Origin of the sequence: Streptomyces longispororuber (genome assembly GCF_014656095.1) — a bacterium.
Lineage (GTDB): Bacteria > Actinomycetota > Actinomycetes > Streptomycetales > Streptomycetaceae > Streptomyces > Streptomyces longispororuber.
The window spans coordinates 1-13050 of record NZ_BNBT01000194.1; the positions used below are offsets into that span (position 1 = coordinate 1).

At 74.6% G+C, this 13050-nt stretch carries 10 protein-coding genes and 1 pseudogene; 4 read left to right on the forward strand and 7 right to left on the reverse strand.

Annotation, left to right across the window (positions count from 1 at the left end; all coding sequences use genetic code 11):
- Positions 1-259 precede the first annotated feature (259 nt).
- Positions 260-475, reverse strand: coding sequence for an I78 family peptidase inhibitor (locus IE330_RS34825; protein ID WP_190140185.1), 216 nt, complete (start codon positions 473-475; stop codon positions 260-262).
- A 480-nt stretch (positions 476-955) separates the two neighbouring features.
- On the opposite strand from IE330_RS34825, the pseudogene ctaD reads away from it, so the two are divergent.
- A pseudogene (gene ctaD / locus IE330_RS34830) lies at positions 956-2527 on the forward strand (aa3-type cytochrome oxidase subunit I); the annotation flags it as partial.
- A 1-nt stretch (position 2528) separates the two neighbouring features.
- Here the strand turns inward: ctaD and IE330_RS34835 are convergent.
- The 5 genes from IE330_RS34835 to IE330_RS34855 all read right to left on the reverse strand — a co-directional run bounded on the left by IE330_RS34835 (position 2529) and on the right by IE330_RS34855 (position 7805).
- A complete protein-coding gene (locus IE330_RS34835) occupies positions 2529-3584 on the reverse strand; it encodes a helix-turn-helix transcriptional regulator (RefSeq protein ID WP_190140186.1) in 1056 nt (351 codons plus the stop codon).
- A gap of 60 nt (positions 3585-3644) precedes the next feature.
- Positions 3645-4511: a hypothetical protein gene (locus IE330_RS34840; protein WP_229926140.1), complete on the reverse strand. Its 867-nt coding sequence runs from the start codon at positions 4509-4511 to the stop codon at positions 3645-3647.
- Entirely contained in the window at positions 4508-5773 is a 1266-nt protein-coding gene (locus tag IE330_RS34845) for a glycosyltransferase family 4 protein (RefSeq protein WP_190140187.1), read from the reverse strand. The genes IE330_RS34840 and IE330_RS34845 overlap by 4 nt, the downstream gene beginning before the upstream one ends.
- Positions 5774-5936: 163 nt before the next feature.
- A complete protein-coding gene (locus IE330_RS34850) occupies positions 5937-7241 on the reverse strand; it encodes an ABC transporter substrate-binding protein (protein ID WP_190140188.1) in 1305 nt (434 codons plus the stop codon).
- Positions 7242-7244: 3 nt separating this feature from the next.
- Positions 7245-7805 carry an MTB12 C-terminal domain-containing protein gene (locus tag IE330_RS34855; RefSeq protein WP_190140189.1) on the reverse strand — a complete coding sequence of 187 codons (561 nt, stop codon included), beginning with the start codon at positions 7803-7805 and terminating at the stop codon, positions 7245-7247.
- 323 nt (positions 7806-8128) lie between these two features.
- Between IE330_RS34855 and IE330_RS34860 the strand changes: the two genes are divergently transcribed.
- From IE330_RS34860 to IE330_RS34870, 3 genes are read left to right on the forward strand one after another with little or no spacing between them, the layout of a single operon-like run.
- Entirely contained in the window at positions 8129-8593 is a 465-nt protein-coding gene (locus IE330_RS34860; protein ID WP_190140193.1) for a hypothetical protein, read from the forward strand.
- A 4-nt stretch (positions 8594-8597) separates the two neighbouring features.
- Positions 8598-11384, forward strand: a complete 2787-nt coding sequence (locus tag IE330_RS34865; protein ID WP_190140190.1) for an ABC transporter permease subunit — start codon at positions 8598-8600, stop codon at positions 11382-11384.
- Positions 11381-12094: an ABC transporter ATP-binding protein gene (locus IE330_RS34870; protein WP_190140191.1), complete on the forward strand. Its 714-nt coding sequence runs from the start codon at positions 11381-11383 to the stop codon at positions 12092-12094. Before IE330_RS34865 ends, IE330_RS34870 begins: the two co-directional genes overlap by 4 nt.
- On the opposite strand, the gene IE330_RS39935 is transcribed toward IE330_RS34870, so the two are convergent.
- Positions 12075-13050: LysM peptidoglycan-binding domain-containing protein (locus IE330_RS39935; protein ID WP_308439072.1), on the reverse strand; the 976-nt coding region annotated here is incomplete at its 5' end. The two genes, IE330_RS34870 and IE330_RS39935, sit on opposite strands and share 20 nt — an antisense overlap.

The window sequence follows — 13050 nt, forward strand, 5'->3', positions numbered from 1 at the left end:
GCCCCGGGCCCGCACACCGCCCGCTGCGAGCGCACCCCGGTGACCCCGACGGGCCCCCGCCGGCCGCAGCACCCGGAGCGGGTGCGCGGCACCTCGGCACGGCCCCTCGCCGGCGGCTGACCCCGCGGGCGCCGCGGGAACGGTACGCACAGCCACCCCCGCGCCCCGCAGTCCCCGCGCCCCGCAGTCCCGGCACCGCGAAGGCCCCGGCTCCGCCCAGGAGCCGGGGCCTTCGCCGCGTACGGACGCCTGCGGACGGTCAGCCCTTCCAGGAGCGCCGCACGCGGCCGTCCTCGACCTCGAAGTTCAGCCGTCCGGCGAGGTACTCCATGGTGATGAACGTGCCCGGCGGCACCGACCTCACGGTGGTCCAGCCGCGGGCGCGCGCCCGGCTCTCGGCCTCGGCGGCGTCGAGGCCGACGTAGGAGTCCGGGCTGTCCTGGGGTTCGACGGGGGGAGTCGGGATGGGTGCCATGTCCGCCACGGTAGGCGGCCGGGTCGCGGCACGGAAGGGCCGGCCCGCGCACCATGCGTCACGGATACCCCTCCGGTCACGCTTTTGTCACAGGATCACGACGTGCGTTTCGGTCCGACTCCGTCACACGTACGAGCGGTTCCGTCCCCGTCCGGGCCGAATTCGGGGCGAACTCCGACGTTCTCGCGACCGTTTCGCACGGCCTTCCCCAAGTGCCGTCGCCGGGGTGATGGAGAACCCCGGGAAGGCCTGTACGAATCCCCGCGAATGCCTTCTCCTGGCCCTTTCCCTTTCCGATTTCCGGGCCCCGTACGGGAGGTGACGGAGTGCGGGGAATTCGTGATTCCCTTCGTTCGGGTACCGCGGGCCGGAGCGCGCCCCGGCGCACTGCGGCCGTACGCCCCCTGTCGGAGTCCGGGGCACGCGAGCATCATGGCCTGTGCTTCGGGCAGCCCAGGACGCGACGGCGAAGGGGCAGGCATGGGGACGGAGACGGTGCGGGCGGCGGAGCGTCCGGCGCGGGAGCGGACACCGGGCCGGATCGTCGTCGACTGGCTCACCACCACCGACCACAAGAAGATCGGCCATCTCTATCTGATCACGTCGTTCGTCTTCTTCCTGATCGCCGGGGTGATGGCGCTCCTGATGCGCGCCGAGCTGGCCCGCCCCGGCCTGCAGGTGATGACCAACGAAGAGTTCAACCAGATGTTCACGATGCACGGCACGATCATGCTGCTGCTGTTCGCGACGCCGACGTTCGCGGGCTTCGCCAACGAGATCATGCCGCTCCAGATCGGCGCCCCGGACGTGGCGTTCCCGCGTCTGAACATGCTCTCGTACTGGCTGTTCCTCTTCGGCGGCCTGATGGTGCTCGGCTCGCTGCTCGTGCCGAGCGGGCCCGCGAGCTTCGGCTGGTTCGCCTACGCCCCGCTCAACCGCCTGGAGCACTCCCCCGGCATCGGCGCCGACCTGTGGATCATGGGGCTCGCGCTGTCCGGCTTCGGCACGATCCTCGGCTCGGTGAACTTCCTGACCACCATCATCGGGATGCGGGCGCCGGGCATGACCATGTTCCGGATGCCCATCTTCACCTGGAACGTCCTGTTCACCTCGATCCTCGTGCTGATCGCGTTCCCGGTGCTCGCGGCGGCGCTGCTCGTCCTGGAGGCGGACCGGCGCTTCCACTCCGTGGTCTTCGACGCCCAGTACGGAGGCGCGCTGCTGTGGCAGCACCTCTTCTGGTTCTTCGGGCATCCGGAGGTCTACATCATCGCGCTGCCGTTCTTCGGCATCATCACGGAGATCATCCCGGTCTTCAGCCGGAAGCCGATCTTCGGCTATCTGCCGCTGGTCGGGGCCACGATGGCCATCACCGGCCTGTCGGTGGTCGTGTGGGCGCACCACATGTTCGCGACCGGCGCGGTGCTGCTGCCGTTCTTCTCCTTCATGTCGTTCCTCATCGCGGTCCCGACGGGCGTGAAGTTCTTCAACTGGACCGGGACCATGCTCAAGGGGTCGCTGTCCTTCGAGACGCCGATGCTGTGGGCGACGGGCTTCCTGGTGAGCTTCCTCTTCGGCGGCCTCACCGGGGTGATCCTGGCCTCGCCGCCGCTGGACTTCCACGTCACCGACACCTACTTCGTCGTGGCGCACTTCCACTACGTCGTCTTCGGCACCGTCGTGTTCGCCACCTTCGCCGGGTTCTACTTCTGGTGGCCGAAGTTCACCGGCAAGATGCTCGACGAACGGCTCGGGAAGATCCACTTCTGGACGCTGTTCATGGGCTTCCACATCACGTTCCTCGTCCAGCACTGGCTGGGCGCGGAGGGCATGCCCCGGCGCTACGCCGACTACCTGGACGCCGACGGCTTCACCGCGCTCAACACCATCTCGTCCATCGGCGCGTTCCTGCTCGGCCTGTCCACGCTGCCGTTCCTCTACAACCTCTGGAAGACGGCCAAGTACGGCGTCACGGTCCAGGTCGACGACCCTTGGGGGTTCGGCCGCTCCCTGGAGTGGGCGACCTCCTGCCCGCCACCGCGGCACAACTTCGTCACGCTGCCCCGGGTCCGCTCGGAGTCCCCGGCGTTCGACCTGCACCATCCGGAGGTGGCGGCGCTGCGGGCGCCGGACGACCAGACGGATCACCCCGGTCCAGGGCCCGGCTCAGGAGATCCCGGGCGGAGCGAATCCGGTCGATGAGCGCCACGGGCTCCACCACCTCGAACTCCAGGCCCAGGAAGAGCACGTGGAAGGCGAGGAACTCCAGGCTCGCCCCGCCCGTGCGCAGCAGGCAGGTGCCCTCGGTCTCGGCCTCCAGGGTGCCGTCCAGCGGCTTCACCCGCCGCGCGGCCTCCTCCAGCGGCACCAGCAGCCGGATCGTGGACTGCTCGGTGTACGCGCGGGTGGACACGCCCCGGGAGACGTACGCGGCGAGGTCGTCGGCGGGCGGGGTGCGGGGCGCGCAGCGCGGGCCGTGCGGCGGCCGGGGCGTGATCCGGTCCGCGCGGAACGTGCGCCAGTCCCCGCGGTCCAGGTCCCAGGCGACGAGGTACCAGCGGCGCTCGGTGCACACCAGGCGGTGCGGCTCGACCGCGCGGCGGCTGGACGCACCGCCGTGGTCGCGGTAGTCGAAGCGCAGGCGCTCGGAGTCCCGGCACACGGCGGCGAGTTCGGTGAGCACGGCCGGGTCGACGGCCCGCTCCCGGGGCGTGTGCAGCATGGGCACCGTGTAGGCGTTCAGGGCGCCGACCCGGCGCCGCAGCCGGCCCGGCAGGACCTGTTCGAGCTTGCCGAGGGCGCGCACCGAGCTCTCGCCGATGCCCTCGATCCCCTGCCCGGCCGCGGTGCGCAGGCCCACCGCGACGGCCACGGCCTCGTCGTCGTCGAGCAGCAGCGGGGGCAGTTGGGCCCCCGCGCCGAGCTGGTAGCCGCCGCCGGTGCCGGGGCTGGCGTTGACGGGGTAGCCGAGCTCGCGCAGCCGGTCCACGTCGCGGCGGACCGTGCGCGGGGTCACGCCGAGGCGCTCGGCGAGGTCCGCGCCCGACCACTCCCGGTGGGCCTGGAGCAGCGAGAGCAGCCGTAGCAGTCGTGCGGAGGTCTCCAACATGGGGGTGATTCTCCCGCCCCTTGCGGACCGCTACGGTCCTCGATGCCCCGGGGCCCGGGGTCAGCCGGACGCCTGCCGCACCATGACCGACAGGTCGTTGTCGGCCGTGTAGTACGGGCCCGCCTCGACCCGGCCGGTCCCGGCGGTGAGCGCCGTCACCGGGTAGGTGAAGATCGGCTTCTTGTCGGCGACGTCGTCGAGCAGCCGGGCAAGGCGCACCCGGGGCCCCTCGTCCCCGTCCGGCAGCAGCCACAGGTCCCAGGGGCCGTGCCCGTCGGCGAGGTCGGCGTAGGGCAGGCGGAAGGTGAACTCCGGCCCGCGCGCGGTCACGTCGGCGCGCACGACGCGCTCGGGCCCGGTGCGGAACACCGCCTCGACGCGCGCGCGGGACCCCAGCTCGGTGCCGTACACGCGGCCGTGCGCGGTCAGGCCGTCGGCGGCGATGTCCAGCTCGCCCGCCTCGGCGTGCGGCGCCCGCGTCCAGGCGCGCACGGAGAGGTTGCCCTGCTTGGTGACGTAGGGGATGCGGACGAAGACGTGGCCGCGGCTGCCGCTCGGCACCCGGTCGACCAGCGAGCGCAGGTCGTTGAGGCCCGGCACCAGACGGCGCGGCTCCTCGCCGTCCACCTCCGCGTAGGCGTTCCAGCGGCCCTCGGCCAGCTCGACGCTGCTGGGCAGCGCGGCGCGCAGCCGCCCGTCGGCGGCGGGCGTCAGCGGCAGCCGCACCTCGACGGCGGGCTCGGAGTCGCGCAGGTGCAGCAGCAGGTGGGCGGCGCCCTCGCCGCCGGGGTCGGTGATGTCGAAGGTGAGACCGCCCGCGGAGTCGGCGATGCAGTCCGCGCGCGGTGGCTGCGGCTGGTCGGGGCCCTGTCCGGCCGCGCGTGCTTCGTCGGTACCGAGGGTGTCCCGGGTGGACACGGCCGTCATGCCAAGCGCCCCTTCGTCGGTGCGGTTCTTCCCACGTCCCGTACGGCGTACGCGCCGCTGAGCAGGACGCCTCTGGCGCGGTGCATCGAGCCGCGCATCCGGCCGCCCAGCGATCCGTCGCGCTGGAGCATGCCGCCGAACATCGTCTCGTAGCGCTCGGCGATGCGCGCCGGGTCGAAGCGTTCGGAGTCCTTGAGCGCGGCGCTCGCCATCCGGCGGCGCAGCGCGTCGTCATTGATGAGTTCGAGCAGCCCGCCGGCGATGGCGTCGGGGTTGCCGACCTCCACGAGGCGGCCGTCGACGCCGTTGTCGATGATCTCGCCGGGGCCGTGCGGGCAGTCGGTGGCCACGACGGGCAGGCCGCAGCGCATCGCCTCGACGATCGTCATGCCGAACGACTCCAGGCTGGAGCTGACGGCCGCTATGGAGCCCTTGGCCCACTCGGGCTCGATGGGGTGGGCGGGGCCCATGAGGAACACGTGGTTGTACAGGCCGAGGTCGTCGATCAGGCGGCGCAGCTTGTCCTTCTGCTTGCCGCCGCCGTAGATCCGCAGGCGCCAGTCGGGGCGCTCGCGGCGCACCTTGTCGAAGGCGCGGATCAGCAGGTCGTACCGCTTGACGGGGGCGAGCCGGCCGGCGGCGACGACCCACTTGTGGGAGCCGTCGGCGGGCTCGACGGCGGGCGCGGGCACCGGGTTCGGCACGGCCTGGACGTGCACGCCGGGCAGCCGCATCCGCTTGCGGTAGGCGCGCGCGTCGGCCTCAGTCGTCGTGGTCAGGACGTCGAGGCGCGGGTAGACGCTGCGGAGCTGGAGCTTCAGCTCCCGCGAGTGGCTGTCGAGGGTGAGGTGCTCCTGGCCGACGCGCAGCACGCCGCGCCGGGTCTGGCGGGCGACGTGCACGTTCAGGCCGGGCCTGGTGCCGACGACGACGTCCGCGTCGAGGGAGCCGAGGTGGGCCGCTATCCGCTCGTCGGTGAGGGCGCTGTACTGCCCGTAGCGGCCCTCGGCGCTCGGGAAGACCGTGGCAGGGGTCCGGTAGGCCTCGCTGTCGCCCTCGTAGCCGGGGCTGTCCTTACGGATGTCGACGAGGTGGCGCAGCCTGATCCGCGGGTCGGGCGTGAAGACAGGGGCGTCACGGTGGCGGAACACCGACACGATCTCCACGTCGTGCTGCTCGGCGAGCGTGTTCGCCAAGTTGTACGTCGTCCGGATCGTCCCTCCGATCCCGTACGCGTTGTGAATCAGGAAAGAGATATGCATACGTCCCCGTATCCAGCGCTTGCTCGTGGACAGTCCGTCTCGTCCGTCTACCGAGGGGTTAGACGGCAATCGAGGGCCAAAGGTTGGGTCCATATCCCGCCTTGTTCCCGAACTGCTGCGCGACAGCAATCCGGAATGGGGAACTCCGTGACTGGTACACCGGTCATGGCTGGTAGGAGAGCTGTGGTACGTCGAAACAGGTGCGGTTCATGTCGCCCTGTGTGACCCAGCCCTCATCGTCCTTCCAGCGTGCCACCGACACGCAGGTCCGGCGGCTCGTAGGCGGTTCGGCCGATTTCTCGTACGTGACGGGGAGCAGCAGCCCGTCGGCGTCGTAGGGCTCGCCGCGGCTCATGAAGCGGTCCACGCAGGCGCGGGTGACATCGCCCCCGGAGGCCGTGCAGGAGCGGGCCGCGTCGGTGAACCACAGCGCCGCTGCCCAGCCCTCGAGCTGCCACTGGGAGAGCGAGCCCGCCCCCTTCCCGGCCTTCTCCATGCCCGCGCGGAACGCGCGCACCGCCGGGTGGCCGGTGTCCTCGTAGTTGCGGCTGGAACCCGTCGCCCACAGCGCGTTGCGGCAGCGCGGCGCGTCCTTGTAGTCCTCGGCGACCGAGGATGACCAGTTCTGTACGTTCGTGACCTTCGCGGTGACCTCGGCGCCCACGTCGTCCATCGCCGCGCACAGCCGCGCGTTGCCGTGGGTGTCCATCGCGTCGAAGACCAGATCGGCGCCCCGGTCCTTGAGGTCGGCCGCGGCGGCCCGGAAGTTCGGCAGGGCGAAGTCGACCTGCTCGGTGACCACCTCGTAGCCCTCCCGCTCCAGGCCGCGCTTGACCAGGCGGGCGTAGGCCGCCGACGCGGCCTGGTTGTAGGAGACGACGGCGGCGGTGCGCGCCCCGTGCTCCCGCTTGAAGTAGCGGTAGACCTCCGTGCCGCCGTACAGCTTGCCGTCCCAGCCCGGCTCGCCGTCGCGCGGCGCCGAGCTGCCGTAGATCCCGTACAGGTGCGGATAGGTGTCGTAGGCGGCGCCGATCGGCTGGCCGCCGATGTCGGGCACGCCCGCCCCGGACACCCGGGGCGCGCCCGCGTAGTCGAGCACGGTGGTGGCCACCAGGGCGACGACCTTCTTCTCGTCGAGCAGCTTGTGCACGCAGTCGTTGTTGCCGACGCCGCTGCCGCCGTCGTCGCAGGTGTGCACCTCGACCTTCCGGCCGTCGACGCCGCCGCGCGCGTTCAGCGCGTCGAAGTAGGCCCGGGCGCCGTCGCGGGGCCCGGTGAAGGCCGAGCCGCCCACCGGGCTGGTGGCGCTGGTGAGGACGCCGACCCGGACGGGCGGGCCGCCCCCGTCGGGTGCCGCGCCGGTCGCGCGGCGCTCGAAGTCGCTCTCCGGCAGGCGGCTGCCGCAGCCGGCGCCCGCCAGGAGCGCCACCAGGGCGAGCGCCGCGCCGAGTGTCCGCGGGCGGACCAAGACTCAGCAGCCCGGACCCGGCGACGCGTTGCCGCTCAGCTTCACGAGCGCGCACAGCGTCTTGACGGACACCTTCCAGGTGTCGTCCTGCTGGACGGCGGTGCCGCTCGCGTCCGGCAGCGCGGTCGCGCCCTTCAGGGTCAGCGCGTACGTCACGTCGGCCTCGGTGGCCGAGACGAACTCGACGTCGGCGACCTGCGCCCGCACCTGCTTGCCGCGCTCGTCGCCGCTGAAGCCCCGCAGGACCTGCCGCATCTTGGCGCCGTCCTGGAGGACGGACTCCTTGTCCTTGAGGGAGACGGCCGGGTCGAAGAACTTCTCCCAGTTCGCCCGGACCTCCTTCTCGGCGGCCTTCGGATCGGCCGGCCGGGCGGCCTCCGCGGGGCTGCTCGACGTCACGGACGGCTGCGGCGGCGGGCTGCCGCTGTCGTCGTCCCCGCTGTCGTCACCGCAGGCCACGGCGGCCGGCGTGAGCAGCAGGACCGCGGCGGCCGCCAGCGCCGCGCTCCGTACCCTCCCCCGCCGAAGATCGCTCCCCCGCCTGGGGTCGGTCCAGAGAACCATCTGGCTCACCACCGGGTGTCGGACCGGGCGAAGAGCGCCCGGTGCTTTCAGGGTCAGCTTCCAGAAGGCATAGTGCAAGCCATCGGCTGCCATGAACAGACCCACCGGACGCCTGTTCAGCACCGGCGCCTCGGCCGCACCGGTCGTCCCGGCGGCCGCTGCGACGACCAACCGACGTCTCCCAGGGGGCCTGGATGCGGGCGGCAAGGACGGACCGGACCACTGGCTCGGCGCGGGCCGCCGCGCCCGCACCGGGGGCGGGCGCCTCCCCCGCCGCCCGGACCGCCGCCTCCCGCACGGCTTGGCTGCGGGGCGTGCACCCGATGCTCTGGACGGCCTTCGCCGCGCTCGCCACCGGCGCGGTGCTCTGCGTCATCGGCTGGTACGGCGTCTCCGGCGAGCGCTTCGCCGAGCGGCAACTGCCCTACCTCGCCTCCTGCACGGTGCCCGGCGCCGCGCTGATCGTGGCGGGCGCGGTCCTCCTGGCCCACGGCCGCGGCGCCCTCGCCACCTCCCGGGTGGAGGAGCTGTACGCCCTGCTCGTCACCGCCGAGGGCCAGGACCCGGCGGCCGCGGGGGCCGAACGGGTGCCCGCCCCGGTGGCCACGGGCGACGAGCTGCGCGCGCTGCCCGGCGGGACGCTGTGGCACCGCGCCGACTGCCCCCTGGTCGCGGGCAAGCCCGGCGCGACCACCGTCGACCCCGCGGCCCCGGCGGACGGCGGCCTGACCCCGTGCCCGGTCTGCGCGCCGCCCGGCCCGGCGGCCGACGAGCCCCCGGAGGCCTGAGCCGGTGGCCTCCCTGAGCTACGACCTCACCCTGGCCGGGCTCTCCGTCGGCAGCGCCGCGGCCCTCACCGGCATCGGCCTGGTCGTCACCCACCGCGCGACGGGCGTGCTCAACTTCGCGCACGGAGCGATCGCCATGGTCTGCGCCTATCTGCTGCGCCAGCTCACCGTCGAGTGGGGCTGGCCGCTGCCGCTCGCCGCCGCGCTGACGCTCCTCGTCGTGGCCCCTGCCATCGGCCTGGTGCTCGAACGCGCCGTCTTCCGCCCGCTCGCCGTCCTCGGCGGCGACCCGGCGCAGACCCTGGTCGCCTCGATCGGCGTGTTCGTCCTGCTCGTCGGCGGGGCCGCGCTCATCTGGGGGCAGGGCGCGCGGGCGGACGCGCCGACGCTGCTCTCCGCCGATCCGTGGGGCCAGCTCGCGGTCGCCGTGGCGCTCGCGCTCGCCGTGGGGGCGGTCACCCGCTTCACCCGCTTCGGCGGACAGCTCCGCGCCGTGGTCGACGACCGCCGCCTCGCGGTGCTCGCCGGGATCGACGCGGACCGCCTCGCAGCGGCGGGCTGGGCGTTCGGCTCCTTCACCGCGGGCCTGACCGGCGTGCTCCTCGCCCCGTACGTCCGCCTCGACCCGTACGGCCTGCCGCTGCTCGTCATGGAGGTGGTGGCCGTCGCCGTGGCGGCCCGGATGCGGAACCTGCCGGTGGCGGTCGTCGTGGCCCTCGCCGTGGGCGTCGCTCAGAGCCAGCTCACGCGTCTGCACCCGTCCGGGTGGGGCGAGCCCCTGCTCCAGGCCGTCGGCGCCAACCTCTTCGTCGTCGCCCTGCTCGTCGCCGCGCTCGTCCTGCCCGGCGTGGGCACCGGCGACGCCCTGCCCCGCACGGCCACCGCCCGGGTCCCCACCCCGGCGGGCGCGTGGATAGTGGCCGTGGTCCTCTTCCTGCTGCCGCTCGGCCTCGCGGGCCCCGACCTCACCACGTCCGTGCAGGTCCCCGCCCTCGGCGTCATCCTGCTCTCCCTCGTCGTCGTCACCGGCCGGGGCGGGCAGATCTCCCTCGGGCAGGCGGCGTACGCGGGCCTGGGCGCCCTGTTCACCGCGCTCCTGGTGAACGGCCGCTTCCCCGGGCTGCCCGAGCTGCCCGCGCTCGCGGCGCTCGCGGTCGCCGTGCTGCTGGTCGCGCCGCTCGGCCTGCTCACCGGCTGGCCCGCGATCAGCCGCCACGGCCTGGCGCTCGCCCTCGCGACGTTCGCGGTCGGGGTCGGCGTCAGCCGCTTCGTGTTCGCGCAGCCGTACGCGACCTCCGGCCTCACCCTGGGGCGGCCCGCGGGCCTCACCGGCGACCGCGCGTACTACCTCATCGAACTGGCCCTGCTCGGCGGCTCCCTGCTGCTCGTGGCGGCGCTGCGCCGGGGCCGCACCGGGCGGGCGCTCGCCGCGATGCGCGACCACGAGGCCGGGGCGGCGGCGGCCGGGGTCGCGGTGCGCTCCCTGAAGCTGACCGCGTTCGTCGTGGGGGCGGCGCTCGCCGCCCTGGGCGGCGGGATGCTCGGCATGGGGCTGCGGGCCTTCGACCCCGCGGCGTACGACCCCGTGCGCGGGCTGCTGTGGTTCGCGGCGGTGGTCGTGCTGGGCGCCGACAGCCTGCTCGGGGCCCTGCTCGCGGCGGCGCTGCTCGTCGGCCTCGACGCGGGGACCCGGGGCGGGGTCGCCGCCGCCGTGATCGGGGTGCTGGCCATCCTCGTCGGGCGCTTCCCCGGGGGCCCGTACGAGGCGCTGCGCGCGGCGACGCGGGGCCTGCGGCGCCGGCCACGGCTCACCCCTCTCGGCGCCCGGGTCCGGACCGCCCTGGCCTCCGGCGCGGCGCCCGCTGCGGCCTCGGCTGCGGCTCCGACTCCCACTGCTTCCTCGGCTCCGGCTCCGGCGCATGGTGCGGGGCGCCCGGAGCCGCGCGCGCCCTCCTCCGCGCCCCCGGCCCCGGTCCCACTCGACGAGCAGGGCGCGGACCCCGCACCCAGCGGGACGGCGGCCCGCGGCGGCACCCCGTCGGCGCCCGCACGGCCGCCCGGCGGGAGCGGCGCCCGGCGGCGGCGCGGCGGTGGGGAGCACGTCCTCGCCGCGCACCACCTGTGGCTCACGTACGGGCACTACACCGCGCTGCGCGACGTGTCGCTCGTGGTGGCCCCCGGCCGGGTGGCCGCCGTCGTCGGACCCAACGGCGCGGGCAAGAGCAGCCTCTTCCACTGCCTGGCCGGAACGGTGCGGCCCGACCGCGGGCGGGTCACCTTCGGCGACCGCGACCTCACCCGGCTGCCGGCGCACGCGCGCACCCGCGCGGGCGTCGCCCGGACCTTCCAGCAACTGGCGGTCTTCCCCACGCTGACCGTCGCCGACAACGTACGCGTCGGCGCCGAACAGGGCCGGGTGCGCGACGCGGCGGCGCTGGACCGGGCGCTGCGCCTGTTCGACCTCCGAGCCGTACGGGACCGCCCCGCCGCCGGGCTGCCGACCGGCACGCTGCGCCGCGTCGAGCTGGCCCGGGCGCTCGCCGGCGACCCGCACGTGCTGCTCCTCGACGAGCCCGCGGCGGGCCTGGACACGGCGGAGGTGACGGCGCTGGCCACCGTCCTGCGGGCGCTCGCGGCGGACGGCACCGCCCTGCTCGTCGTCGAGCACGACCTGGACCTGGTGGCGGGCCTCGCCGACACCGTGCACGTCCTGACGGCGGGCCGCGTCACCGCCTCAGGACCGGCGGGGCGCGTCCTGCGCGACACCCGCCCGGGGAGCGGCGTCCGGTGACCCCGGCCCGCCCCCGCCTCCTGGAACTGCGCGCCGCCCGCGTCCGCTACGGCCCGCTGGAGGCCCTGCACGGCGTGAGCCTCGCCGCCCCCGCCCCGGGCCTGACGGTCCTGCTCGGGCGCAACGGCTCCGGCCGCACCACCGCGCTGCGCGCCCTCGCCGGGGCCGTCCCGCTGTCCGGGGGCGCCGTCGTGTGGGACGGCGCGGACGTCACCCGGCTCCGGGCGCACGAGCGCGCCCGCCGCGGCCTGTGCTTCGTGCCGGACCGGCAGGCCGTCTTCGGCACGCTCACGGTCCGCGAGAACCTGGAACTGGCGCACGCCCGGGGCGACGTCACCGCGGCACTGGAGGCCTACCCGGAGCTGCGCCCGCTCCTGGCGCGCCGCGCGGGCACCCTGTCGGGCGGCGAGCAGCGCATGCTGGCCCTGTCCCGGGCCCTGCTCTCCGCCGCCCGCGCCGTCCTCGCCGACGAGCCCACGCAGGGCATGTCCCCGGCCGTCGCCTCCCGTACGTACGCGCTGCTCGGCGGCCTGGACGCGTGCGTGGTGCTCGCCGAGCAACGACTGCCGCCCGGCCTGCGCGCACGCGCGGGCCGGGCGGTGGTGGTGTACGAACTGCGCCGTGGCGAGGTGGTGTTCCGCGGCGAGGCCGCGGAACACGCCACCCGCCCGAACGACCCGGTCGGCCCGGTCAGCCCGCCGGCGCCGTGACGGAAGGCTCCGGGGCCGACGGCTGCGCGGCGGAGGGTTGAGGGGCCGAGGGCTGAGAGGCAGGTGCCTGCGGGGTCGACGGCTCCGGGACGGGCGGCTTCGTGGCGGACGGCTGGGGCTGCGGACGCGGCTTCGTCCCCGGCGGCTGCGGAACGGACGGCTGCGGACTCGGCTTGGACCCGGTCGGCTTCACCCCGGGCGGCTTCGACCCGGAGGGCTTCGCACCCGACGGTTCCGTGACCGAGGGCTTCGGCCCGGACGGCTTCGTGCTCGTCGGCTTCGCCCCGGACGGCTTCGTACCGGACGGCTTCGCCTCGGACGGCTTCGTAGGCGTACTCGACGGGTTCGTAGTCGTACTCGACGGCTTCGTGTCCGGCGACTGTGCCACCGGCCCTCGCGGCACCACGAGCACCGTGCCGACCTCCAGCCGGTCCGGGACCGGTCCGACCGCCTGCCGGTTGGCGGCGTACAGCGCCTGCCAGCCGCCCGGCACCCGGTACCGCCGGGCCAGGGAGGCCAGGGTCTCGCCCGGCCGCACGACGTGGGTGCGCCCCTCGGACTCGGACGGGAGCGCGAGGTGGTCGAGCCCCGCCTGGCGCACCTTGCGGGAGCACACCGGCCAGGCGCCCCAGCCCTGGTGGCGCAGCACCTCCTGGGCGATCTCGATCTGCTGCTCCTTGGTCGCGAGGTCCGCGCGCGGCGCGTGGGCGAGCCCGCCGAACGCCACCCAGGTGGACTGCTTGAACTGGAGCCCGCCGTAGTAGCCGTTGCCGGTGTTGATGTGCCACCGTCCGCTGCTCTCGCACTCGGCGAGGCACTCCCACGGGCCGGCTTCGACCGAGCAGGCGAAGGAGTACGAGGGGGCGGTCCGGCCCGGCGGCGACGGGGGCGCGGCCCCGGCGGGCGCGGCGGCCGGGGGCGCCGCCAGGGACAGGGCCGCGGCGGCGAGCAGGCCC

Coding starts and splice junctions, on each gene's coding strand:
- IE330_RS34825 (WP_190140185.1), bottom strand. CDS start 475: ATGGCACCCATCCCGACTCCCCCCGTCGAACCCCAGGACAGCCCGGAC.
- IE330_RS34835 (WP_190140186.1), bottom strand. CDS start 3,584: ATGTTGGAGACCTCCGCACGACTGCTACGGCTGCTCTCGCTGCTCCAG.
- IE330_RS34840 (WP_229926140.1), bottom strand. CDS start 4,511: ATGACGGCCGTGTCCACCCGGGACACCCTCGGTACCGACGAAGCACGC.
- IE330_RS34845 (WP_190140187.1), bottom strand. CDS start 5,773: ATGCATATCTCTTTCCTGATTCACAACGCGTACGGGATCGGAGGGACG.
- IE330_RS34855 (WP_190140189.1), bottom strand. CDS start 7,805: ATGGTTCTCTGGACCGACCCCAGGCGGGGGAGCGATCTTCGGCGGGGG.
- IE330_RS34860 (WP_190140193.1), top strand. CDS start 8,129: ATGCTCTGGACGGCCTTCGCCGCGCTCGCCACCGGCGCGGTGCTCTGC.